The sequence below is a fragment of the Novosphingobium kalidii genome (genome assembly GCF_040534015.1).
GTDB classification, from domain to species: Bacteria; Pseudomonadota; Alphaproteobacteria; order Sphingomonadales; family Sphingomonadaceae; genus Novosphingobium; species Novosphingobium kalidii.
In genome coordinates this window covers 147,155-168,777 of the sequence record NZ_JBEWLY010000014.1, presented here as the reverse complement: position 1 = coordinate 168,777, position 21,623 = coordinate 147,155, and the positions used below count along the sequence as shown (strand labels likewise).

Here is a 21,623-nt window from a genome sequence, read left to right as displayed (position 1 = left end):
GGGAGATGATTATGGAACTCGGTCTTCTGTACGAATTCGATGTGCCGCAACCTTGGGCCGGTGAGCACCCGTGGGGACAGCGCACCGAAGAACGTCGCGTCTACAAGGAGAACATCGAGCAGATCGTCCTCGCCGACAAAGTTGGCTTCGAAGCTGTCTGGCTCGTCGAACATCACTTTCGCGAGAACCGCAGCCACATGCCCTGCAACGAGGCCGTGCTGGGCGCGCTCTCCCAGATCACGGACAGGATCAAGCTGGGGTTCGGCGTCTCGCTGATGCCGCACGAATTCATCCACCCCGCCCGCATCGCCGAAAAGGTCGCAACCGTCGACGTGCTGTCGCGCGGGCGGGCTATCTGGGGTATGGGCCGCTCCACGCCGATGGAGCAGATCGCGTTCGGCGTCGACATCCCCGCCAGCAAGGACAAGATGAAGGCCGCCGCCCGCACCGTGGTCGGCATGTGGGAGCAGGAGTACTACGAAGAGGACTCCGAGTACCTCAAGTTCCCTAAGCGCATGGTCACCCCCAAGCCCTACCAATACCCACACCCGCCTGCCTGGATGGCCGCCGCGACGGAATCCAGCGCAGTCATGGCGGGAGAAAACGGCTGCGGCCTTCTGTGCTTCTCGATCATGCAGCCGCTCGACAAGCTGGCATCCATCATCAGAACCTATCGCGAGGCGCAGCAGAATGCGGTCCCGCTCACGGGCGTGCACACCAACAAGGTGGGCGTCTACACTCTCGTGCACTGCGCGGAATCGCGCGACACCTTCGCTACCAACCGTGTCTGGGAGTCAATGTGGTGGTGGTATGAAGGTCTGGCCAAGTTCCACCTCAAGTGGGAGATGTCGCACCTCACCGACGAGCAAAAAGCCCAGGCTTTCCCCCTGCTCGAAGCGAAAGTGCGCAACGACTTCAACATCGAGCGCTTCGACCAGGAAGACATGGTGATCGCCGGCACACCGGACGAGTGCCTGAAGAAGTTCTTGCGCTGGGAGGAGATCGGCGTCGACCAGCTGCTGTGCTACCTCAACTTCGGCTACCTTCCCCACGAAGCTGTGATGAAATCGATCGAATTGCTGGGAACGCGCGTGTTGCCAGAGCTTCAGAAGCGCGGCGCGAATCGCCTGGCGGCCAGCCTTGAGCAGCAGATCGGTGAAACCGAGCGCGCGCTCGGGCGGGACCAGCAAGCAGCGTGAAGGGCGCACACATGCAAGAGGATCGGTTCGGCTTCAAGGGACGGCGCGTTCTGATCATCGGTGGCGGCCAGGGTATGGGAGAGGCGACCGCGCGCCTCCTCGCCAGCCTTGGCGCTGACCTCGCGCTGCTGGACATCGAGGTCGCGCGGGCAGAGCGCGTGAAGAGCGACGTCGAGAAGCTCGGCGTGCGAGCTCATGCCGTCCAGGCGGATGTCACCGACGAGACTTCGCTGGTGGAGGCGATGGCCACCGTGGAACGCACGTTCGGGCCAGTCGATGGACTGGTCACGATCATCGGCATGGCGGCCTGGAGCCCGCTTGTCGAGACGACGACGGAGATTTGGGATAACGATCACAACCGCAACTTGCGCTATGTGTTCGTCGCGTGTCGTGAATTCGCGCGCAGCCTGATCGCGCGCGGTCGACCCGGATCGCTGGTGACGATCGCGTCCGTCGATGGCTTGCGCTCGGCCCAGAACCACGGCTCCTACGGCGCGGCCAAGGCAGGCCTGGTCAATCTCGTGCGCACGATGTCGCAGGAGTGGGCGCCGCACGGCATCCGTGCCAACTGCGTGGCGCCCGGCGGTGTCGTCACCCCACGCATCCCTCTCGGCGACCCGGCAAGGGAGGCGGCGGGAATGGCGAACGTGCCGATGAAACGGCGCGGCACGACGGACGAGATTGCCAACCCAGTCGCCTTTTTGCTCTCGGACATGGCGACTTACATCACCGGGCAAACGCTTGCGGTGGACGGTGGCTACATGGCCGCTGGCGGTTTCAGCACCAAGCTGCCCGCGCCACAAGGTAAGACGATAGGAGTGGAGTCCTAATCCATGGCCTCGCAGAGCGCACTTCCGGAACGGGCAGGGTATCCGGCTCCCCCAGACCTGCAGGTCCGCCGCGATGGGATGGCCGGTGCTCTGGCGAGCGGAGCGCTACCGGCGCCTGAAGGACAGGCGACGGAGATCGTGGGCGACATTCGCACGATCCGCTTCGGTTCGTCGGACTGCGCGGACACGGTCATCGTCCACTTTCACGGCGGGGGGTTCCGTCTGGGCGCACCGGAAGTTTGCGCCGGCTATGCCGCCAAGCTTTCAAGCGGAGGCAACGCCACAGTCTATTGCCCCGCTTACCGCTTGTCGCCCGAAGCGCCGTTTCCGGCCGCGCTGAATGATGCCATGCAGGTTGTGAGGCGATTAGCCTCACGCGGCTCCCGCCTGATCGTCGCCGGTGATTCAGCGGGTGGAGGGCTGGCCGCAAGCCTGATGCAATTGTGCGCGCGAGACGGCATCCCGATCGCAGGCCTCGTCCTCCACTCGCCGTGGCTGGACTTGAGCGTGTCGAGCGCATCGTACCAGAATAACGCTAGCGCCGACCCTCTGTTCTCCAAAAACGCGGCCACGGAAGCGGCGCAGATGTACCTGCAAGGCCATCCTGCCACCGATCCTCTGGCATCTCCGCTGCTCGCAGACCTTACCGACTTTCCGCCGACGTTTATCAGTGTCGGGGAGGAGGAAGTCCTGCTCGATGATGCACGCGCGCTTCATGGCCGGCTCGTCGAAGCCTCGCAGTCGGCGACGCTGCTTGAAGTCGCGGGCATGGACCATGTCGCCGTGACGCGCGGCAGCGACGTGCCCGGCTCGCCCGAGGTGCTGGCGGCGACCCTATCCTTCCTCGCCGCTCTCGACTGACGGGCTGAACCGTTCCGCAATCGCTCGCTGCATTATCTCGACAAGGCCGGGGATGTCGCGCTGCACAGCGGCGCAGTCGCCGGCCACCCCGATCACGGTCGGGAGATGGAACCCACGATTGGGCATGGCCATAGCGACGGACCAAAGACGCCCGTCCAAGCTGGGGCCTTGAGCAAAGCCGTCGGCGCGCACGGCGGCGACTTGCCGAGGCAGCGCGCTGGTCTGATCCTTGGCGAGGCGAGCCCGATCCGCGAGCCGGGCGAGATCGGCATCGTCCAGCGTGGAGAGGTACGCAGCGCCGATTGCCGAGCCAAAGATGGAGATACGCAGCCCTCGCTCGGCGGCAGCCCCTTCGGGAATCGCTGCGTCCACGATTTGCATGAACAAGTCGTTCGGCGACGACGCCGTGGCGACAAGTCCGGTGCGTTGCTGAATGTCTGTCAGAAGGTCGTGCAAGTGGGCGTTAGAACCGTAAAGCTCGATGATCCACCGGCTGAACCTGGTCAGGCGAGGCGAGGGCAGGTACGTTTTGCGTCGGGCATCGAATACCAGATGGCCGGAGTCTACCATCGTCTTCAGGATCTGGTTGGTAGAGGAGGGGGTGAGGTCCAGAATGCCGCCGATCTCCACCGCGCGCAGCGGGCAACCCTTCACTCCGAACAGCTCCAGCACGTCCAGCGCTCGCGTGGCCGAGCGGGACAGGCTGCGCCGCTCGCCCGGCCGTCTCACCACTGCGGAAGGCCCCGGTTGCTTGGTGTTCTCGTGAAGCATCGATGAGACCCGTTGCTGTGAAGCGCGATGGCTACACGTGGGCGAAGCCGCAGCCAAGCAGCCGCTGCTTGCCTTAGCTGTCACTGTCGACGGTACAGCGTACATTGCCGCAGCCGCTGCATCCCGCATTCAGCGCAACCGGTGACTATCAGTGCCACGGATATTCCACATATGGAAGAAACACTTGCCTGGTGGAAACGTACAACCTATGACCATTCCATTCTTCAAGGTTGGCGGCGTCATGGTCGTATCATCAGAGAGTACAGGCCCTAACGCTCGCGTCATCGAAGTTATGAACTTCCTTGCCGCGCATCCCACGGAGTCTTTCTCGCTCGGCGAAATCGCGTCACGCCTGAACTTGAGCAATGGATCAGCGCATAGAGTGCTCACGGCTTTGTCGGACGCTCGCTATTTAACGCGGCATCCCAAGCACAAGACCTATTCATTAGGACTGGTGATGGTAGCGATTGGCCAGGCTGCCCTGACACAGCACAGGGACGTTGAGCTTGTGCGTCAAGAGGCAGGAGCCGTTGCTGCTCAGTTGAAGGTGCAGTGCCTTGCCGCGACGATCGCCAGCAGCGAAATGCTTGTGGTCGCTTGTGAGGGCACCCCATCGACCTTCGCTCCCGCCATCCGCGTGGGGGAACGCTGGCCGTTTGTGCCGCCACTGGGTATGAGCTTCATCGCTTGGGCGGATGAGGATACCCAGAAGGACTATCTGGCGCGTGCGCCCGCCGCACTAAACGACCAGGCTCATGAAAGGCTTGCGGTGAGCTTAAAGCTCTTTCGTGACCGGGGTTACGGAATGGCAGGCGACGGACCGGTCATCAGGGCTCTCAAGCGCTTCACCAGTCGACCCGCCAGGTTCCAAAGTGAAGAGGCTTACTGGGCGGGCCTGACCCAACTGGTCAGCGAGATTTCAGAGGCGGAAGTTCAGCTTGTCGAGCCTACTGAGGCTGTAGGGCAGGGCGTGTCATACATAACCGCTCCGGTATTCTCGCCCAAAGGCGAAGTCGCCTACGAGATGTCTATCAGTGGGTTCGCGCCTGGATTGTCCCGACACGACGTAGAGCGCGCCATCGAGCACCTGCGAGGTGCTGCCGCTCGGGTCACGCTGCAGATCAACGGAAGCGCTCCTTGGGAACGCGCATCCGGCTCCGTTCGGCCCGCCGAGCCGAGCCGTCGTGTCAGGAAGCCGCTGGTAAAGACACAAGCCTGAACCGCCGCAGGCACAACGCGATAGAAGATAAGACTCGGGAGACCACGATGGCTGACGATATGAGCACTTTGCGGCGCGAACCGCATCCTATCAGCGGCGCGATCTATCAGGAGCTGGGCGACGGCCGGGTCCGGGTCGATGATCCGGCGAAAGGCACCTGGGGCATCTTCACGAGTGACGGAAAGTGGATCGAGGGAGACCTAACTAGCGCCGACTACCATTATCTGCGCTACATCGGCGGTCCCACGCTGCCGGCTGAGAAAGACATTTTCTGGACAATGCTGCCCGTCGGCGATCTCAACCCGATGAGCGCTTTTGCGATGATGCCGGGACGCGGCGGTGGGGATGCCCAGCGTCCCAAGGTCATCGCCCCCTACGTTCCCGACCCCGGCAAGGAGACGCCGGAAGGGGTGCGCTCGTCGGCGCATCTGCCGTTGGAGTTTTTCCTCGAGAACGATCGGTTCAAGGACCGTATTCCGGAGGTCTACAAAAAGAGCGCGCCCTATCCAGGCGGCCCCAAGAAGGTGGCGGTCGCGCGGTTTTTCGAGCCCAAGTATCATGACCTGGAGATGCAGCATCTCTGGAGCAAGGTCTGGCAGATGGCATGCCGCGAGGATGATATTCCCGAGGTGGGAGATCACATCCTCTACAACATCGGCCAGCTCGAATATATCGTGGTGCGCACGGCCAAGGACGCGTTCAAGGCGTTCCCCAACGCCTGCCTCCACCGTGGCCGTCGCCTGTGCAATCACGAGGGCAAGAAGGCCGCCTTGTTCCGTTGTCCCTATCACGGGTGGAGTTGGGATATCCAGGGCGCGCTGAAGGAAATCACGTGCGAGTGGGATTTTCCTGGCGTCCGCGAAGACGTGGCGCGGCTACCCGAAGCGAAAGTCGCCAACTGGGGTGGCTTCGTCTTCATCAACCCGGATCCCGAAGCGATCTCCTTCGAGGAGTATGCCGGCCCCGCGATGATCGAGCACTATGCCAAGCTAGGGCTGGAGAGGCGCTATAAGCAAGCCCATGTCGGCAAGGTGATCCGCGCCAACTGGAAGTTGATCATGGAGGCCTTCCTTGAGGCTTACCACTCGATTGCGACGCATCCCCAGCTCCTGCTGGCCGGCGGCGATCTTGCCGAGACCCGCTACGATGTCTTCGGCAACTGGTCGCGCCTCGGACACGTCAATACGAATGGTTCGAGCGCGCAGCGCGGAATCATCATGAGCGAGGAACAGGCTCTCGCCTCCTTCCGCATGGCCGCCGATGTGAACCGCGAAATGATGCGAGTGATGATCGGGGATGAGGTCGACGACTTTTCCGACACGGAGATGGGAGAGCAGAGTTTCAACAGCCTCTTCCCGAATTTCAGCCCTTGGGGCGGGTGGGCGCGCATTGTCTATCGCTTCCGGCCTCACGGCAATAATCCCGATGAGAGCCTGATGGAGGCAATTCTGCTGGCTCCCTGGCCCAAGGACAGGCCCAAGCCACCGGCCGCCAAACTTCGGATGCTGGAGCCTGACGATCCGTGGGTCGTCGCAGACGAACTCGGCACTCTGGCGCGGATCTTCGATCAGGACTGCGGGAACGTTCCTGACGTACATAAGGGGCTCAAAACCAAGCAGCCGCCATATGTCATCTACTCCGCCTACCAGGAGTCGATCATCCGTGCCTTTCACGACAGGTACGAGCGAATGCTCGGCTTGGCGGAGGGCGAATAGCTCCGGAGCCAAGGCTTGGTCCTCCGCATAAACCATCAACGTGGCCCGACCTTCCGGATGTGAAACCTCATCTTATCCTGTGGAAGGGATTACTGTTCAAATACGCTTGTTAATGCGCGGGGAAAGAAGGGCTGGCAAGCTGATCGGTGGGTGAAGGGCGCTCAGGCGCGGGGCGGTCGCAGCCTGCGCGGGGTAGCGGCGTTATGTGGAGCAACGGACAGGAACGCAGTCCCACGTGAGATGCGCCGAGGAGGACCCCTTCGATGGATGAAGTGGAATTGAAATTAACTATTGCGGGCGACGCAGTCGCTTCGCTCAAGGATTCCGACGTCCTGGCCGCCGAGCCTGAGGTTCGCCTGCTCCACGCGGTTTATCATGACACGCCCGATCATGCTCTGGCGGGCGCCGGGTTTTCGCTTCGCATTCGCGCCACTGGAAAGAAGCGAGTTCAGACGGTCAAAGCGGACGGCGGCTTGGCGGCTGGGTTGTTCGTGCGCTCCGAATGGGAGACTCCGGTCGGCAGCAACGCGCCCGTCATCGACGACAGTACGCCGTTGAAGGCAATGCTTGGCGACAGGACGGAGGAAGTCGCCCCGATCTTTGAAGTCGATGTGGAGCGCTCCATATGGACATTGCACGAGGGTGATGCCGAGATTGAGCTCGTTCTAGACATCGGGCAGGTCCATGCAGGCTCTAGTAGTGAATCCATCAGTGAAATCGAACTGGAGCTTAAACGCGGCGGGCCCGCAGCCCTCTTCGATCTGGCCCGCAAGCTCGATGCGGCCGCTCCGTTGCGGCTTGGTGTCCTAAGCAAGGCAGAACGGGGGTATCGGCTCACCCGGCCCAAGCGTTCGGTCTTCAAAGCAGAGCCGGTGGCGCTCGATGGCGAGATGAAGGCTGCCGAGGCATTTCAGCGCATCGTTCAGGCATGCTTGCGGCAGTTCCGTTTGAACGAAGCCGTGTTGCTGGAGGAGCGTTCAGCCGAGGCGTTGCACCAGGCTCGTGTCGCGCTTCGACGGCTGCGATCGGCATTTTCGATTTTCAAGCCGCTGATCGGGGCAGACCAGCGTGCCGCCAGCCTTCGCGATGAGCTGCGCTGGCTGGCCGGCGAACTAGGCAATGCGCGCAACCTCGATGTTCTCGTCGACCGTGTTTCCGCAGGGAAGATGCGAAAACGGCTCAAGGCGGCTCGTGAAGAGGCTTATGCCAGCGTTGAAGCGACTCTGGCTTCTCCTCGTACCCGCAGCCTCTTCCTGGATCTGGTGGAGTGGCTCGCCGCGGGTAAGTGGTTGAGGGCAGCGAAGACGCAGGCGGCACGAAACGAGCCAGCACGCGAGTTCGCGGCATCGGCTCTCAACCGGCTTCGCCGCAAGGTGAAGAAGGGGGGCTCCGATCTTGAAGAGACCGATGACGAAACTAGGCATGAAGTGCGCAAGGACGCCAAGAAATTGCGTTATGCCAGTGAGTTCTTCGCAGGGTTGTTCGATAGAAAGCGCGAGCGCCGGCGGCACAAGCGCTTCCTCTCCGCGCTAGAAGACTTGCAGGATCATCTGGGTGCGTTGAACGATCTTGCGACAGCGCCAGAGGAAATGATCAAACTGGGGCTTCAGGATAATGCCGAAGCGCAGAAGCTGCTCAAGAATGAGAATAAGGGCGAATTGATAGCCAAGGCCGCCGAGGCTCACGAGGCGCTGGTGGATGCCAAGCGCTTCTGGCGGTAAAGTCGCATTTCAGAACCGCGCAGCGTGCGTTGCGAAGAGAGGCGCTCTCCATTCGTGTAGAGAGCGCCTCTTGCGTGCTGTGCTGATCAGTACTTTATGCGAGCCTCGATGCCGACCGTACGAGGATTCAGCACCGCTTGGCGATAATAACGCGATGCTATACCGTCATTGATGCCGATGCGCGACCGGTCTTGGCCGACGGAGACAACCGCGTATTTGTCGAAGATATTATTGGCGAAGACGCTGACGGTGTAAAAGTCCGTTTCGTAGGAGAGCGTAGCCCGGTTCAACACATAACCGGGGATCTTGTCGCCATAGCCCCGATCCCATCCAATCCGGGAGACGACATTTCCGCGATAAGTCGCCGTCCAGTTGGCCACGACGTTACCATCCATCACCGGAGTTGTGTAAGTTGCGCCGAGGCTGCCGGAATTCTTCGCGGAACCGGGCAATCGATCTCCGTCGAGTGCGGAAAGCTGGGTGAATTTCGGGCGAGCATCGTAATCGCCTGGATTTGTCCGGATGGTAATGATGCCGGGCACATCCTCGGTAAGATTGGCGTCTGTGTAGGAGTAGGTGCCTTGAATAGACAGTGCCGGTATAGGCCTGAACTGGAACGAAGCTTCAAAGCCCTGCGACTTGGCGGCGCCGCCATTTACCGTGATGCCGGTCACGCCATAGAAGGTCGCTGAGTCCACCTGAATGCCATCCCACTTGATGTGGAACACGTTGAAGTTGAGCGTCAACTTGCGGTCCAACACTTGTGCGCGAATGCCAATTTCAGCATTCTTTGTGGTATCCGGCCCGTACTGAACCTCGTTTGGCAGCGCGCAGGCGTTCTGTTGGTCTTCGGGCACGGGATCGGGGCAGGGCGCTACACGGTTCGGACCACCGATGCGATATCCCTTGCTGTAAGTCGCATAGACCATGACGTCCGGCGTGAAATTATAGGAGGTGTTGACCTTCCAGACCCAGCCGTCCTTCTTTGCCTCGCCACCGGAAGGATTGAGTTCGTAAGGGCTCAGCGGATCGCCCAGGAGGGGCAGAACCAGTGAGCCCCGAACCTTTGAAGTGTATTCGAAATAGCGTGCGCCGGCGGTAACCTGCCACGCGGGTGTCACGCGAAAGGTGCCTTCGCCGAAGACAGCCTTTTCTGTCACTTTCGACTTCGTGTAGCTGACATACTCGAGGTCTTCGGGGTTATCGGGAACGCCGTAGAAGTCCGAGAGGCCAGGCACGTGCTCGGCATAATCGTTATGCAGCTTCTGTTCGTTGTAAAAGCCGCCCAGCACCCAGTTGAATGGGCCGCCGTGCCGAGACACGAGGCGAATTTCCTGGTTGAACTGTTTGCGGCGATTGTCCGTTTCGTTCCAGCTTGAGAAAGCCGGGAACAGTTCATAGTCGTAGTCGAGGTCGAGCAGCAAGTCCGTGTTGTCGCCCTGCGACTGGTTCCTCACGTTCGTATAGGCGGTGGTCGAGACCAAATCCACGATGTCGGCGATGTTCGCGTTGATTTCCATGCTGGCGAGATGGGCGCGACGATTCACGGGCTCGATATAGCGGCCAGCGTTCTCGTATTTGCCGGTTCCGAGCACGCCGGCGCTGTTGGACTGCGCGCCATCGGTCTTGGTCCGTTGGAAGGCGTAGGTGAATATCACCCGCAGATCTTCAGTGGTCTGCACCAGCAACTGATTGCGCGTGGTAAAGGTCTTTTCGAAATTCAGATCCTTGCGGCTGGTCAGGTTCGCCGCATAATCCGCATCCGAAACTCCATCGGTGCCGCCGGGCTGAGGGAGTGAAACGCCGGGTTGCTGGATCAGCAGAGGATAGTCGATGAACCCCGGATCGTAGTAGTAACCGGTTGTCGTGCGGAACGCGATGTGGTCTCGGACGATCGGCACGTTGATGACGCCGTCAGCCTGGTAGCCGACTTTGCCGCTATGGCTTTTGCCATAAAAGCGGCCGTGCGCCTCTCCTTCAAACTCGCTGACGTTGGGGCGATTTGGGATGTAACGGATCGCTCCCGCCAGAGTCCCCATGCCGTAAAGCGTGCCCTGCGGGCCGAGCAGTGTTTCAACACGCGCGATGTCGAGCAGCTTGAAGTCGTAATAAAGCGGGACCTCTCCAAGATAGATGCCAAGGGCATCGTCATAGGTCGCGCCATCGGATGCCACGTCCGAGGCGTTGAGGCCGCGCAGCACGATCGATCCGGTCGATCCTGGTCCTGTGTCGGAGATGGTCATGCCGGGCGTGAAATCGGCAAGGTCGCGCACATCGTCTATCCGCTGCCGGGCAATCTGCTCCGAGCCGACAACCGAAATGTTGATCGGCGTCTCCAAGATGCTCGTGTTGCGGCGCGTCGCAGTGACGATGATGGTGTCGTCACCTCCGCTAGTTGCCATGCTCTCCTGCGCAAAGGCCGGCGTGGAAAGCCCGCTGCTCGCCAGGATGGTTGCGGAAAGAAGCCCGAGCCTCAGTTTAGCATGACATGACATATGTGCTTCCCCCTTTTTTAATAACGTACATCTCGCCCGCGGATCGCAGGACAAAGCAGGCTATGTTTCAGGTTTGTGCGCGAGGCTCAGCTGCATGACTGGAAGCCAATCTCTTTTTTGGCTCAGCTGTATCGGTATGAGTTTTCGTCGATGGTCGTGCTTCCTCGCGTCTGATTGCAGAGGAATACTGTGCCGGTGAAACACACGCCTTTCCTGGACGTGCCAGGTGTAGGGATCACCTCAATGCGGCGATTGCCCAGATCAATATCGCCAGCGGCGGAGGGTCAGCCGCTCTCAAGCTCCGCGCTCGCCCCGTGCGGGTTGCCGGCTGAAGTTGGCTGTAGGTGGAGCTATGCACCATCGAAATCTCCTGCCGGTCCCATGATCGCCTTGATCGGATTACCGGAACCTGCGGCTCAGCGCCCCGAGCACCGGCGGAATATGCACCTTGCGATGCAGAGTGATTATTACCAATATCAATAATAGTAATAACTCTGCGCGACATAAGGGTAGACGCGAGAATTCTATGTCTGACATCAATTCTGTCTATGACATGGCCAATTTCGCGTTATCTCTGAGGCTGAGATACCTCCAGGGAGCACTTTTCGCGCGGGCTGGTCGGGACTGAGGCAAGGTATGAAGGATAGGAGTCCGTTGACCGACAAAAAGTTCGCGAGCCGCGTCGACTGGAACCTGATGCGCACGTTCGTGGACATCGTGCGTGCCGGAGGTATTGGAGCGGCGGCACGACAACTCAACAAGCAGCAGCCCAGCATCAGCGCCGCACTCAAGCGCCTGGAGGAGCATGTCGGAGCCACTCTCCTGCATCGTACCGCCAACGGCGTTGAGATGACCGCAGCGGGCAAGGCCATGATGGCGCTGTGTGAGGACATGCTGGAATCGGCACGAATGATGCCGCATCAGATTGCCCAGGCCACCAAACGGGTCGAGGGGATCGTCCGTATTCAGATCGTGTCGGCTCTGATTTCGAACGAATTCGACGAGGCTATCGCCAGCTTTCACCGCCGCAACCCCGACATCCATGTCGAAATTCGCGTATCACCCTGGCGACGGGTTCTCGATGCTCTTGAGCAGGGGGAAGTCGAGATCGGCGTTGGCTATGACAGCGCGGTGCGCGCGAGCCTGGTCTATGAGCCCATGCTTTCAGAGCGCCAGCAACTCTATTGTGCGCGAAGCCATCCTCTCTTTGGCTACCAGGTGACTCGACTGAACGAACTGAGGGATGAAGGGTTCGTCCTTACAGGCGAAGACGAGATAGAAGCCATCACGCACCTGCGCCGGAGGTACAGGCTGGGAGACAAGGTCAGCGGGATGGCAGAAGACATCAACGAAGCGCGCCGTCTTATCGTTCACGGCGTCGGCATCGGCTTTCTTCCAGTCCTGTCTGCTCGGGAGGAGGTGAAAAAGGGGCGGCTCTGGCCGATGCTCCACGCCGATACGGAGCCCACTTACGAGATCTTCCTGCTGGCGCGCTCAGAGCCCTCGCGTGACACGGCTACGCAGCTCTTCCTTGACGAGGTGGTCAGGCGCATCCGCGCACAGCGTGGGCCATAATTGGCATCTATGCCTTTCATCATGAAATAGCATCTGCCTGCATGAGGCGCCTTGAGTCAGTCTTGTGGTACTGAAGCGAGGTGCTGCATGCGATCGAGCGAGAAAGTACATTTTCAACTCCAGAGCAAGCGCACCTTCGGTCACCGCGTGGCCAGCATCGGTGCAGCAGGGCTCCAGTTGATCCTGCTCGGTGTTTTCGCGCGAGGGCAAGCGATCGGTCCCCGCTGGCCCGATCGGAGCGCTGAGCCATGCTCATGAAGGAGCGTCTCGTCACCGCAGCGGCTTCGCCCCCTCACTGAATGAATCAAATAGGGCTGCCATGAACAAATCCCTCATCAACCTGTTGCCGCCCGCGATGGTTGGGCTGGTCATCGTATTCTGGGCCTTTGGGCCTGCGAGCTTGCTTGAGAACCCTTGGACGCTCGTCGCAACATCATCCCTCATCACCGCGACGGTGCTGCTTCTGGAGTTTCCATTCGAGCGGCACGCCGACTGGCGCATGAACAAGCGGGAGTTCTTCACAGACCTTTTCTACGTCGTGTTGAGCGCTACCTTGATCTCCTGGCTCACAGCGACACTCGCAGAGGACCCACTGAAGGCAGCAAAAGAGTCGCTTGGGATCACCACCGAATGGGCGACACGGATGCCGTTCCTACTGCAGGTGGCTGTAGTGATCGTCATTTTCGAGTTCGGCCAGTACTGGATGCACCGGCTGATGCACAACTGGACGCCTTTCTGGCTGACGCACGCGCCGCATCATCACATCACCCAGTTGAACGCAGCCAAGGGTGCGGTGGGCAATCCGATCGAGCTCTTCCTGATCAGCTTAAGCGTGGTTGCACTGTTCGACTTCGAAAACACCGCCTTATTCTGCGCGTTTAATGTGATGAACGTTATCGCCACCTTTGCGCATGCCAACGTACGCGCCAACCCGCCCATCTGGTATTCATTCATATTCACAACTATTCGTAACCACAGTCTACACCACTCGACCGATTACGAGAGTACGCGTTGCAACTACGGAAACTCTCTGATTGTCTTCGATAGGTTGTTTGGCACTTTTAGAGAAGGCGAAGCGGCAGTTGTCGGCCAGGACGATCGCAAGCGATTGTCGATCTGGGAGCAGGCGGTGTTTCCGTTCCAGCCCGTGATCTCTCGAGTGAAGGCACGCCGGAATCAATCTGGGCCCATAGCCGCGACAGCCATGAACGACAGCACTCCATCCAGTCAGGATCTGAGCGCTGTGAGTGGCTCCAAGGCTGCATGATGCCGCGCGTGAGCGCCTCTTCAGGGCATCCGCAAGGGCTGAGCGGTACAAGATGCGCTCTCGTCTGCACGTACTCAAATGCTTCGGAGGAAATACATCCATGATTCTGGTCCGAGCCGGCAAGCGAGCCCTTATGCTGCTCACTGCCGCTGGAGCCGCGCTGGCAACTCCCGCCATCGCCGCGTCCGAGCCGAGTACGCGTCTCGTCACGTGTGGGCACGAAAGCTGCTTGCTCGTATCCGGCCGCCGCGATGATGAAGCTTCGTCCGTTCGGATCAACGGTCATACCGTTTCGGTCGATGGTAAGCTCACGTGGCGTGTGAGGCTACCCGTGGAGACCGTACGTGAGTGGTCCGCGCCATTTGCGAGGACGATAGAAGTGACTGTTCTTGAAGCGAATACTAGTCAGGAAGCGTCGCAACGAGCGAGCTTGCCGATTGGGCTTCTCGGACATGCCACGGGTCTGGCTTCGCTCGTCGTCAGAGTACCGTAACAGTATGGCTCATCGAGCGTAGGAGGACGATTAGATCGTCTCACAATTGTCAATTTCATCGCCTAGCACTATGTAAACGGTTAGCCGCCGTAGAGCGGTTTCCGACCCATAACGCAGGAGATGATGATGAAAACTGGCCTCGTGGCCTTCGCCGCGCTTGCACTCGCCACGTCGGCGTCCGCCAGCGCCGCCGAGAATCCTTTCGCGCAAGACACGGCTGTCCTGCAGCTCAAGGGCCTCGACCTCTCGACGCCTGAGGGACAGCAGCGGCTGGCGATACGCATGGATCAAGCTGCGCGCTCGGTCTGCGGAGAGAACCTCGCGACCATTCATCTCGATCTGGAAGCCAAGGCGCGCGACTGCCGTGCTGCTGTGTTGGCAGACGTGCGGGCTCAGATCGAAGCACGAACTGCGCTTGCCGCGGGCGAGACACCCACGCGGCTTGCCTCCATTCATTGACGGTGCTTTCGGCAGCCCGGTTTCGGGCTGCCGAACCGATCACTCGCCGATGCTTGCGGGATCGCTCCACCAAGACATGCTGTGCAGATCATGCGCTGTCGTCCACACGCCCGCGGGCGTATAGCGCAGAGCGCCGCTGCCAGAGGGTTTACCGGCACGCGCGATAACTGTCATTGAATTCGGATCTATGACGGCAAACGTCTGATCCTCGGTGGTGCGCAGCCACACTTTGCCGCCGCCTGTGTCAATGTCGCCGTATTTGAGCGTCTCGCCCACCTTCACCCGACCGACTCGGTCATTGGTTTGAGGGTCGATGCGTGCGACGGTGCCGTCGCCTTGTTCCTGCACCCAAACTGCACCCTCGCCAGCGGCTAGGAAGCCCGGCTCCCGGCCCAGCGCGATAGTCTTCACGACCGAGTTGGTCTTTGGATCGATGCGTTGGACTGTCTGCTGCTTGCTGCTCACCGCCCAGAGCGACCCGTATCCGAATGTGAGGTAATAGGTGCCGGGATTGACCGGGATCTTTGCGATCACCTTATTGGTGGCGGGATCCACGCGCGAGATGACACCATTATCGTCGCTCGCAATCCAGATCGAGTCTGCACCGGCGGCCACGTTCAGCTCACCCTTCGGATTGGCGATCCCTGTGGGGATCGTGGCGCTCTTCTTTGCCGAACGCGCGTCGATCCGGATGAGCGCGCCTTCCTTGCAGTCGGCAACCCACAAGTCCTGTTCGAGCATGGTCATGGCGCCGCAGGGCCGCGTCATCGCTACCTCGGCCAGTTTACCCGTGCGCGACCAGCGCTCGACCCGGCCAGCGTTCGTGGCCCAGACCGTTTCGCCGTCGACCGCAAGGAAATCGGCGAAGCCAGGCACCTCGATGACCTGTTCTTCCAGTGCCAGTGCCAGCGCGGGCAGGGCGGCACACCCCACAGCCAACGAAGAGACGAATGCTCGAAGATGTCGCATGTCTGTTATCTCCCTGTTTCGAAGTGAGGCGTGACTTGAAGGTCAGACGCGCTGCGCCATGTAAGCTCGCCATCCCCCAAGATCGGTGATGTCCTGTGCGCCCGTCACGGCGCGTGGTTCGGCGACAAAGCCTTTGACGCTGCTGCCGTCGGCAAGCGTCACCGTACCGATGGCAAGTGGTGCCGGCACGTCGACCACAAAACTGCCGAATTCGGCAACGCCCAGTTCGTAGACTTCGACGGCGATGGGCGCGCCGTCGTCGCTGTGCACCAGCGCAGGCTTGGGCGGCACACTGTCCGCCATAGCATAGAGCCGGTAGGTCGATGCGGTCTCGAAGGCGCCGACGAACTTTGCTTCGCGCGAAGTGAGCTGCCAGTGCAGCGGCATATCCTTCAGGTGTGCGCCCACGACAGCGAGTTTCACGGTTTGCATTCTGCCCTCCAGATCGAGCGGGGGTGGGGACGGCAGGTCTGCCGCCGCAAGGTACGCGTCCGCCGCATCCAGCAGCGCGCGGTCGGTGTCGGCTGGTCCGATCAGGGTCACGCCAAAGCCCGTGCCGTTGCTGCGGATGCCCGCAGGAACCGCCAGCGCCGCCATGTCCAGGAGGTTCACGAAGTTGGTGTAGAGGCCAAGATTGCTGTTGAGCGCGACGGGCGCTGCCAACATCTCGGCGACCCGATACGTGGTTCCGGTGGTGGGGAACGCGAGAACGTCGATTGTCTGCCAGAGCATATCGGCGTGGCGCTTGAGCTCGGCCATTCGGTACATGCCGTTGAACACGTCGATTGCGCTGTATTTCAGGCCCTGCTCCACCACTTCGCGAACCGTCGGATCTACGGCATCCGGGTTTTCGGCCAGCATCTGCGCCATCGCCGCAGTACGCTCGGCCACCCACGGTCCGCCGTAGAGCAGCTGAGCCGCCTCCAGCAGCGGCGGCAAGTCGATCTCGACGATATCCGCCGAGCCGGCGAGTGTCTTAAGCGCGCAATCGTAGAGGTACTCGGATTCTCCATCGCCGAAGAACACCCGCTGACTGCGCTTGGGCACACCGACCGTTTTGCGGGCGATCTCTCGATCCACGAGTGGCTTAGAGAACGGATCGTCGTCATCGAAGTGAGCGAGGGTTTCGTCCACCAGCCGTGCATCGGCCGTATCGGAGGTGAAGACGGTGATGCAGTCGAGCGTGCGACAGGCCGGCACGAGGCCGCGCGAGCTCCAGCGACCCTTGCTGGGCTTGAAGCCGATTAGGTGCTGGAAGGCTGCAGGAACGCGTCCGGAACCCGCAGTGTCGGTACCGAGGGCGAAGGGCACGAGGCCTGCCGCCACTGCGACCGACGACCCTGCGCTGGAGCCGCCGCTCACGTAAGCCAGATTGTAGGCGTTGCGCGGGATCCCGTAAGGACTGCGCGAGCCGTTCAAGCCGGTGGCGAACTGGTCGAGGTTGGTTTTGCCCACGCAGAGCGCGCCCGCTGCCAGCAACTGGTCGATGACCGTCGCGGAGGCTCCGGGCCGATAGGCGAACGCAGGGCAGGCTGCTGTGGTGTCGAGGCCGGCAACGTCGATGTTGTCCTTCACCGCGAAAGGAACGCCCGCCAGCGGCAGGACTTCGCCTGATGCGACACGCGCGTCGATGGCGCGTGCCATTTCAAGGAGATCGTCCGATTTGAAGCGACTGATCCAGATTTGCGGCTGGATGGCGTCGTAAGCTTGGATGCGGGCAATGGTCTCTTCTGCGACGGCTACGGCGCTGGTGCGGCGCTCGTTGACGGCGGCGGCCATTGCGGCGGCGCTTCGCCGGTCCAACGCGGTCACGAGTGCCGCCTCAGGGCAAGCATAGCAGCGCCGGGCTGCAGCGACTGGCGCTCCTGCATGTAGAGTGCCGCAATGGTACCGGTTCCGGGGCTTTCCACGGGGAATTCCATCTTCATCGCCTCCATGACCGCTATCGTATCGCCGGCTTTCACCTCGTCTCCGACCGAGACGAGCAGTTTCCATACGCTGCCGCCGAAAGGCACCTCGATGAGGTCTGCGCCTTCAGGCACCTCGATGGCGGCCGGAGCGACAGTGTCGGCTTCTTCGTCGGTGACGCGGTCGAACTCCCCGCGTTGCTGCCAATCGCTGCGCTCCGTATCAAAGGCCGCCTTGCGCTGTGCTTCGAAGGCGCTGATCGACTCCGCGCTGTCGCGCAGGAACGCACGGTAGTCGGCCAGGCGGAACTCGGACTCCTCCGCTCGGATCGCACGGCGTCCCGCTGGAAAGTCACGGCGCCATTCAGTCAATTCGTCCGCGCTGACGGGGAAGAAGCGGATCTGGTCGAAGAAGCGCAGCAGCCAAGGCTTGCCGTCGACAAAGGCATCCGTTTGTCGGTGCGTGTTCCAGACCTGGATAGTGCGACCGAACAGCTGGTAGCCGCCGGGCCCCTCCATGCCGTAGATGCACATATAGGCGCCGCCGATACCCACAACATTGGGGGGGGTCCAAGTGCGAGCCGGGTTGTATTTGGTCGTGACCAGCCGATGCCTGGGATCAACCGGAGTGGCGACAGGCGCACCGAGGTAGACGTCGCCCAAGCCCAGCACGAGGTAACTGGCGTCGAACACTACGCTCTCCACCGCGTCTGCATCGGGCAAGCCGTTGACGCGGCGGATGAATTCGATGTTGTCTGGGCACCATGGCGCGTCGTCGCGCACGCCGCTGATGTACTTCTCGATCGTTTCGGTGATTGCCGGATCGCGCCAGCTGAGAGGCAGGTGGACGATGCGCGACGGGATGGCGAAGTCGGCCAAGTCGCCCAGTCGCTCTTCCGCAGCAATCAGGGCGGCGAGGGCGGCGGCTTGGTCCGTCGCCTTGCCATCGAAGTGCAGCTGGAGCGAGCGGATGCCAGGGACAATGTCGATGATGCCGGGCAGCGCTTGGCGTTCCAGCTCCTGCATCAGCGCCTGGACGCGAATGCGCAGCTCGATATCCAAGACGATCGGCCCGTACTCGACCAGGATATTGCGGTCGCCCTGCTGGCGGTAGACAGTGCGAGGGCGTTCGTCCTGTTCCGCAATGTCGGCGAGGATGGGAGACAGCGCCGCGATCTCACGCGCGGGTGCCGCAAGCGCCGGTGCTGCGCCTGAGAGCAGCGCATGCTGCGCAGCATCGGCGGCCTTGGCGTCCTCGATGGTGACGGGCGCGAAGCGGAGGCGGTCACCGGGCTGCAACTGCCCGATCATCCAACGATCTGCGGCGATCACCACGAATGGGCAGACGAACCCGCCCAGCGAGGGGCCGTCAGGGCCGAGGAGGATCGGCATGTCGCCGGTGAAATCCACGGCGCCGATGGCGTAAGGGTTGTCGTGGATATTGGAGGGATGGAGCCCCGCCTCGCCACCATCGGTCCGTGCCCAGTGCGGCTTGGGGCCGATCAGGCGAACGCCGGTGCGATTGCTGTTGTAGTGCACCTGCCACTCGGCATCGACGATGGTTTGGATATCGTCGCCGGTGAAGAAGTCGGGTGCGCCATGCGGCCCGTAAAGGACGCGCAGAGTCCACTGCTCGCCAAGCTCCGGCAGAGTAACGGCGGGAAGGACCTCCTGCGGCGCCTCGTTGCCGAGGTGCAGCGTATCGCCCGCAAGCAGGCGCCGTGCAGCATGGCCGCCGAACTGGCCGAGTTCGAATGTAGCGCGGCTATCGAGATAAGGTGCGATGTCGAGGCCGCCGGCAAACAGGACATAGCCGCGCATGCCGCCCCCGGAGGCGCGGCCGAGTGTCAGAGTCTGGCCGGCTTCCACATCCACCACCGTCCCGCGGCTGACGGCAACGCCGTCCAGTGTCGCACCGAATTCGGCGCCTGTGAGGCAGATGCTCGCCGGAGCGTTGAACAGCAGGGTCGGCCCGGCGACGGTGACTTCGAGCCCGGCGGTTCCCTCCGCGTTGCCCAGCAGGCGGTTGCCAAGGCGGAACGACTGATCGTCCATCGGACCCGACGGCGGGACGCCAATAGCCCAGAGTCCCTGGCGTCCGGGCCAATCCTGCACGGTCGTCGCGGTGCCGCCGCCGATCACGCGAACGCTGCGCGGATGATAACCGATGCTGTCGAGCACACGGGTAGAGACTTCGCCGCTGACGAACGCTTCGCTGCGGACCACATCGCGCAGCCAGCGCAAGTTGGTCTCGATGCCGTCAATGCGGGAGCCATCGACCGCAGCCTGCATCGCCGCGACCGCTTCCTTGCGAGTGGGCGCACGGACGATCAGCTTGGCCAACATGGGATCGTACCAGGCGCTGACGGTGCTGCCCGCCATGACCCACGTTTCCTGGCGCACGTCGGGAGGGAACTGGACAGATGTTAGCGTGCCCGAGGTTGGGCGATAGTCGAGGGCCGGGTCTTCTGCGTAGAGGCGCACTTGTACTGAGTGACCTTGCAGCTTGGGCGGCTCGCCATCGAGGAAGGCGAAGTCGCCTGCGGCGCCTCGGATCATCCATTCGACGAGGTCGATGCCGGTAACTTCCTCGGTCACGCCATGCTCCACCTGCAGGCGCGTGTTCATCTCGAGAAAGTAGAACTCGCGGCGGTCGGTGTCGTAGAGGAACTCCACGGTCCCGGCCGACCGATAGCGTGCCGCCTGGCCCAGGCGTATTGCCGAGGCGATCAGTTCGCGGCGTACGTCCTCGGGCAGGAGAGGAGCGGGCGCTTCCTCGACGACCTTCTGGTTGCGGCGCTGCAGAGAGCAATCGCGCTCGCCCAGAGCCATGACGCGCCCTTGGCCATCACCGAAGATCTGCACTTCGACGTGGCGGGCACGGCGGATGTAGCGTTCCAGGAACACGCCGGCATCGCCGAAATTTCCTTCGCCAAGGCGCGCCACCGCGGCAAAGCTCTCGCGTGTTGCAGCTTCGTCCTCGCAAACGCGCATGCCGATGCCGCCGCCGCCCGCGGTCGCCTTGAGAATGATCGGGAAGCCGATCTCCCGCGCAGCGTTTGCCGCTTCCTCCTCGTCCGTCAGGAGGTTGGTGCCGGGAGCAAGCGGGACATCAAGGCTTGCGGACAGTGCGCGGGCGCTGTGCTTCAAACCGAAGGTGCGGATGTTTTCTGGCGTCGGGCCGATAAATGCGATGTCCACGGCAGCGCAGGCTTCCGCGAACTCGGCGTTCTCGGCCAGGAAGCCATAGCCGGGGTGGATGGCGCCGGCACCGGTCGCTTTTGCCGCATCCAGAATGGCAGCCCCATTGAGGTAGCTTTCCGTGGCGGGCGCTGCGCCGATGCAGACGGCCTCGTCGGCTTGCGACACATGCAGGGAGCCCGCATCGGCTTCCGAGTAGACAGCAACCGAGCGCAGGCCCATGCTGCGCAATGTCCGAATGATGCGAGTGGCGATCGCCCCGCGGTTGGCGATCAGGACCGTGTCGAAGCTCATGCCCCGGCTCATGCGGAGGTCACGATCATGCGCACGGGAGTCGGGTTGAACGCATTGCAGGGGTTGTTGATCTGCGGGCAGTTGGAGACGACGACGACGACGTCCATTTCCGCCCGCAGATCAACGGTTAGGCCCGGCGCGGATAACCCGTCGACGATGCCCAGCGACCCGTCCGGCTCCACCGGTACGTTCATGAAGAAGTTGATGTTGGAAACGATGTCCCGCTTGCCGCGCCCCTCCAGGAGGTTGGCTTCCAGGAAGTTCTCGACGCAGGCGTGCTGCGCCTTAGTGTGGTGGCCGTAGCGAAGCGTGTTCGATTCACACGAGCAGGCGCCGCCGATCGTGTCGTGATAAGGGATGGCGCTCGCGGTGATGGTCATCATCGGGCGACCCTCGTTGGAGCGCAGCACCGTGTCTTCACGGAGGAACAGGTTGCCCTGGGCGGCGACAGTATCCTGCGCGCTGTAGCGCTCTGTGTCATCGGCGGCGGAGTAGAGCAGGAAGTCGACGGCCTGATTGCCCTCAAGGTCGACGATGCGCAACGTCTCGCCGGCAGCGACATGGTACAGCCAAGGCGCGAGAGCGGGTACGATCTCGTCGTGCAGCACGGTGCCGGACAGGCCGGAGAGGTGGGGGTCGGCGCTCAT

15 protein-coding genes are annotated in these 21,623 nt (G+C 61.7%); 9 read left to right on the top strand and 6 right to left on the bottom strand.

Features of this window, described 5'->3' with window-relative positions; translation table 11 throughout:
- The first annotated feature begins 11 nt into the window (after positions 1–11).
- Genes ABVV53_RS10580 through ABVV53_RS10570 form a run of 3 tightly spaced genes read left to right on the top strand, consistent with a single transcriptional unit; the run spans position 12 to position 2,890 of the window.
- A complete protein-coding gene (locus tag ABVV53_RS10580) occupies positions 12–1,199 on the top strand; it encodes an LLM class flavin-dependent oxidoreductase (protein ID WP_353984393.1) in 1,188 nt (395 codons plus the stop codon).
- Between the two features lie 11 nt (positions 1,200–1,210).
- Entirely contained in the window at positions 1,211–2,029 is an 819-nt protein-coding gene (locus ABVV53_RS10575; protein ID WP_353984392.1) for an SDR family NAD(P)-dependent oxidoreductase, read from the top strand.
- A gap of 3 nt (positions 2,030–2,032) precedes the next feature.
- Positions 2,033–2,890: an alpha/beta hydrolase gene (locus tag ABVV53_RS10570; RefSeq protein ID WP_353984391.1), complete on the top strand. Its 858-nt coding sequence runs from the start codon at positions 2,033–2,035 to the stop codon at positions 2,888–2,890.
- Here the strand turns inward: ABVV53_RS10570 and ABVV53_RS10565 are convergent.
- On the bottom strand, positions 2,864–3,661 hold the full coding sequence (locus ABVV53_RS10565; RefSeq protein ID WP_353984390.1) for a helix-turn-helix domain-containing protein: 798 nt from the start codon (positions 3,659–3,661) through the stop codon (positions 2,864–2,866). The genes ABVV53_RS10570 and ABVV53_RS10565 overlap by 27 nt on opposite strands.
- Before the next feature lie 208 nt (positions 3,662–3,869).
- On the opposite strand from ABVV53_RS10565, the gene ABVV53_RS10560 reads away from it, so the two are divergent.
- The 3 genes from ABVV53_RS10560 (at position 3,870) to ABVV53_RS10550 (ending at position 8,316) form a co-directional block, all read left to right on the top strand.
- Positions 3,870–4,880, top strand: coding sequence for an IclR family transcriptional regulator (locus tag ABVV53_RS10560; protein ID WP_353984389.1), 1,011 nt, complete (start codon positions 3,870–3,872; stop codon positions 4,878–4,880).
- Positions 4,881–4,927: 47 nt separating this feature from the next.
- Complete coding sequence (locus tag ABVV53_RS10555) at positions 4,928–6,595, top strand: aromatic ring-hydroxylating oxygenase subunit alpha (RefSeq protein WP_353984388.1); 1,668 nt, start codon at positions 4,928–4,930, stop codon at positions 6,593–6,595.
- A 263-nt stretch (positions 6,596–6,858) separates the two neighbouring features.
- Positions 6,859–8,316 (top strand): CYTH and CHAD domain-containing protein, encoded by a 1,458-nt coding sequence (locus ABVV53_RS10550; protein WP_353984387.1) that lies wholly within the window; start codon positions 6,859–6,861, stop codon positions 8,314–8,316.
- Positions 8,317–8,402: 86 nt separating this feature from the next.
- On the opposite strand, the gene ABVV53_RS10545 is transcribed toward ABVV53_RS10550, so the two are convergent.
- Positions 8,403–10,811, bottom strand: a complete 2,409-nt coding sequence (locus ABVV53_RS10545) for a TonB-dependent receptor (RefSeq protein WP_353984386.1) — start codon at positions 10,809–10,811, stop codon at positions 8,403–8,405.
- Between the two features lie 636 nt (positions 10,812–11,447).
- Between ABVV53_RS10545 and ABVV53_RS10540 the strand changes: the two genes are divergently transcribed.
- The 3 genes from ABVV53_RS10540 to ABVV53_RS10530 all read left to right on the top strand — a co-directional run bounded on the left by ABVV53_RS10540 (position 11,448) and on the right by ABVV53_RS10530 (position 14,605).
- Complete coding sequence (locus tag ABVV53_RS10540) at positions 11,448–12,386, top strand: LysR family transcriptional regulator (RefSeq protein ID WP_353984385.1); 939 nt, start codon at positions 11,448–11,450, stop codon at positions 12,384–12,386.
- A gap of 319 nt (positions 12,387–12,705) precedes the next feature.
- Entirely contained in the window at positions 12,706–13,653 is a 948-nt protein-coding gene (locus ABVV53_RS10535) for a sterol desaturase family protein (RefSeq protein WP_353984384.1), read from the top strand.
- Between the two features lie 619 nt (positions 13,654–14,272).
- Positions 14,273–14,605, top strand: a complete 333-nt coding sequence (locus ABVV53_RS10530; RefSeq protein ID WP_353984383.1) for a UrcA family protein — start codon at positions 14,273–14,275, stop codon at positions 14,603–14,605.
- A gap of 39 nt (positions 14,606–14,644) precedes the next feature.
- Here the strand turns inward: ABVV53_RS10530 and ABVV53_RS10525 are convergent, their stop codons facing one another.
- From ABVV53_RS10525 to ABVV53_RS10510, 4 genes are read right to left on the bottom strand one after another with little or no spacing between them, the layout of a single operon-like run.
- Entirely contained in the window at positions 14,645–15,574 is a 930-nt protein-coding gene (locus ABVV53_RS10525) for a Vgb family protein (RefSeq protein WP_353984382.1), read from the bottom strand.
- A 42-nt stretch (positions 15,575–15,616) separates the two neighbouring features.
- On the bottom strand, positions 15,617–17,386 hold the full coding sequence (atzF, locus tag ABVV53_RS10520; RefSeq protein WP_353984381.1) for an allophanate hydrolase: 1,770 nt from the start codon (positions 17,384–17,386) through the stop codon (positions 15,617–15,619).
- Positions 17,383–20,976, bottom strand: a complete 3,594-nt coding sequence (gene uca, locus ABVV53_RS10515) for an urea carboxylase (RefSeq protein WP_353984380.1) — start codon at positions 20,974–20,976, stop codon at positions 17,383–17,385. Before uca ends, atzF begins: the two co-directional genes overlap by 4 nt.
- 8 nt (positions 20,977–20,984) lie before the next feature.
- The gene (locus tag ABVV53_RS10510) at positions 20,985–21,623 is read right to left on the bottom strand and encodes an urea amidolyase associated protein UAAP2 (RefSeq protein WP_353984379.1); all 639 of its coding nucleotides are present in this window, start codon (positions 21,621–21,623) and stop codon (positions 20,985–20,987) included.